We start from the raw sequence: 3,073 nt of genomic DNA on the forward strand, positions 1-3,073 counted from the left end.
CGCCCGCGGGGGGGGGGGGGTGGGGCCCCCCCCCCACCCCGCGGGTCCGCCCCTCCCCTCCTTGCTTGTGCAGTTGTGGGGGTCGTTAGGTGAGGTCGATCCGAGAGTGAGCTGACATGTTTTGATGCGCATATCTATATAGTCCTCTGAATGAAAAGTAGATGGATTGCGTGGCCGGGATGAATCGCCCGGCCACGCCGCCACGGCGACCGCCCCCGTGGGGCCGACTCCTCCGCCGGCGATCGACGGGCTCCACCGCCCCTCCCCACCCCCCCGCCCCGCGGGGGACGCTGGAGGGCATGACTCTCGATCACGGTGATCCCGGGGACGCCCCCTCGGTCCCCCAGCCGACCGCGCCGGTGGCGAATCCGGCCCGCCCCTCCCCCGCCGAGGAGGCCAGAACTGTTGTGGCGTCGACGAATACCGCGACACTGGCGAGCCTGAGCGCGGACGGTGCGCCGTGGGCGTCGTTCGTGACCTACGGCGATCTCGACGGTTCCCCGGTGCTGTGCGTGTCACGGCTGGCCGAGCACGGACGCAATCTCGCGGCCGATCCGAGGGCGAGCTTGTCGATCGTCGCGCCGGATGCGCCGTCCGATCCGCTGGCCGGCACGCGGGTGACACTGGCCGGGGTCGTGGAGCAACCGCTGGGCGAGGAAGCGCGACGGGCGCGGGCCGCGCATCTGGCGGCGGTGCCCGCCGCGAAGCACTACATCGACTACAGCGACTTCACGGTATGGGTGCTGCGCGTGCGGCGGGTGCGCTGGGTCGGCGGATACGGCCGGATGGATTCGGCGATCGCCGAGGAGTACGCGGCCGCGCAGCCGGACCGGGTGGCGCCGAACGCGGGACGGGCGGTGGCCCATCTCAACGACGATCACGCCGACTCGCTGCTGGACATGGCGCGGGTGCTTGGCGGCTACCCGGACGCGACGGCGGCGCGGTGCGAGCGGGCGGACCGGCACGGGTTGGATCTGCGGGTGGAGACGCCGCGCGGGGTGGCGCGCACACGGGTCGGGTATGTGGAGCCGATCAGCGAGCCGGCCGAGTTGCGCGCGGCCACGGTGGAGTTGGCCCGGCGGGCGCGCCCGGAATAGGCCGGATCGCCCCCGAGGCGTCGACGCCTTGACGCCTTGACGCCTTGCCGCCTCGCCCTACCAAATGGTTGATTGGTCGCCACGGTGTGGCCGCGATCACGCTGCCCGGAGGGGACAGGAGGCGTTCGGATGCGATTCACCTATGCGGAGACGATGGTGGACCCGTCGTACTACATTCCGCTGGCGCGCGCCGCGGAGGCGGCCGGATACACCTCGATGACGATCGCCGACAGCATCGCCTATCCGCGCGACTCCGACGCCACCTATCCCTACACCCCGGACGGCAGCCGGGAATTCCTGGAGGACAAGCCGTTTCCCGAGGCGTTCGTGCTGTCGTCGGCGATCGCGGCCGCGACCACGACGCTGCGGCTGACGCCGTTCGTGGTGAAGCTGCCGATCCGTCCGCCGGTGCTGGTGGCCAAGCAGGCGGCGTCGGTGGCGGCGTTGAGCGGCGACCGGCTCGGCCTCGGCGTCGGCATCAGTCCGTGGCCGGACGATTTCGCCATCATGGACGTGCCGTTCGAGCGGCGCGGCAAGCGGATGGACGAGTGCATCGACATCGTGCGCGGCCTGACCGCAGGCGGGTATTTCGAGTTCCACGGCGAGTTCTACGACCTGCCGCCGATCAAGATCGATCCGGTGCCGACCGAGCCGATCCCGATCCTGATCGGCGGGCACTCCAAGGCGGCGCTGCGGCGGGCCGCGGAGCGCGGCGACGGCTGGATGCACGCGGGCGGCGACCCGGAGGAGCTGGACCGGCTGCTCGGCGAACTGGACGCGCTGCGCGCGGAGTACGGCGCCCGCAAGGACTTCGAGGTGCACGTGATCTCCATGGACGGATTCACCGTCGACGGGGTGAAACGGCTCGAGGACAAGGGCGTGACCGATGTGATCGTCGGATTCCGGTATCCGTACACCCGGGATCGGGACACCGAGCCGCTGGAGACGAAGATCGCGCATCTGTCGCGGTTCGCGGAGAAGGTGATCGCCCGGGTCGGTTGAACGCGCGCAGATGCCGCGTCGGCGGGGCGGTGGGGTGATGCGTCATGATCGTCGTGAGTCCGGGAAAGTAAAACGATCACCACGACCGCGCCCTTCGCCTTCGACAGCGACACCGCGAGCACCCGGGTCGGTGACCACACCTATGAGCTGGAGCTGACCGACCGCTGGAACACCCCGGCGGGCACCGCCAACGGCGGGTATCTGCTCGCCGTGTGTGTGCGGGCGCTGCGCGGGGAGGTGCCGCAGCCGGATCTGTTGTCGGTGTCGGCGCACTACCTGCGTCCCGGCACGCCGGGTCCGGCGCGGGTGGAGACCGAGACGGCGCGTATCGGCCGCCGGACCGGGACGGGCGCGGCGACCCTGCTGCGCGAGGGCAAGGAGATCATCCGGGTCCTGGCCACGTTCACCGATCTGGCGGCGGCCGAGGGGCAGACGATCGAGCTGGGAGTGGCCCCCGAGCTGCCCGCGCCGGAGGAGTGCGTCGACCCGGTGACCGGGCGCGGGAAGGTCGCCCAGACCGGGATCGGTGAGCGGGTGGAGTTCAGGATGCCGCAGCTGCGCGGTTTCTGGGGTGGCGAGCTGGGCCGGGCCGAGCGCTGGGAGTTCTGGATGCGGTTCACCGACGGGCGGGACGCGGATCCGATCGCGTTGGCCGCGCTGGTGGACGCCGCTCCCCCGGTGATCTTCGACCACGGGGTGCGGGCGTCGTCGACGGTGGAGCTGACCGCGCACATCCGCAGGCGTCCCGCGCCGGGCTGGCTGGCGGCCCGGGTGAGTACCAGGCACCTGGTGAACGGCTTTCACGAAGAGGATTTCGAACTCTGGGACAGCACCGGCGCGCTGGTGGCGCAGTCGCGGCAGCTGGCCATCGTGCCCTGAGGCCGGGCGGCGGCGCGGGCGGGTGTGCGCCGCGCCAGATCCGGCGTCGAATGCCGTGGTCAGGGCGGCTGTGTGGCCTAGTGTTGGCCCATGAC

The 3,073-nt window shown here is 71.2% G+C and carries 3 protein-coding genes; all 3 read left to right on the forward strand.

The genetic code is table 11. The annotated features are described in order from the left end of the window. Nucleotides 1-299: 299 nt before the first annotated feature. The 3 genes from QH283_RS26210 (at nt 300) to QH283_RS26220 (ending at nt 2,978) form a co-directional block, all read left to right on the forward strand. The gene (locus QH283_RS26210) at nt 300-1,097 is read left to right on the forward strand and encodes a HugZ family protein (protein WP_280505605.1); all 798 of its coding nucleotides are present in this window, start codon (nt 300-302) and stop codon (nt 1,095-1,097) included. A gap of 129 nt (nt 1,098-1,226) precedes the next feature. After that, nucleotides 1,227-2,099, forward strand: a complete 873-nt coding sequence (locus tag QH283_RS26215; RefSeq protein WP_280505606.1) for a TIGR03619 family F420-dependent LLM class oxidoreductase — start codon at nt 1,227-1,229, stop codon at nt 2,097-2,099. 153 nt (nt 2,100-2,252) lie between these two features. Next, nucleotides 2,253-2,978, forward strand: coding sequence for a thioesterase family protein (locus QH283_RS26220; RefSeq protein WP_280505607.1), 726 nt, complete (start codon nt 2,253-2,255; stop codon nt 2,976-2,978). Nucleotides 2,979-3,073 lie beyond the last annotated feature (95 nt).

The organism is Nocardia farcinica (assembly GCF_029867845.1).
In the GTDB taxonomy this organism is placed as follows: Bacteria; Actinomycetota; Actinomycetes; order Mycobacteriales; family Mycobacteriaceae; genus Nocardia; species Nocardia farcinica_A.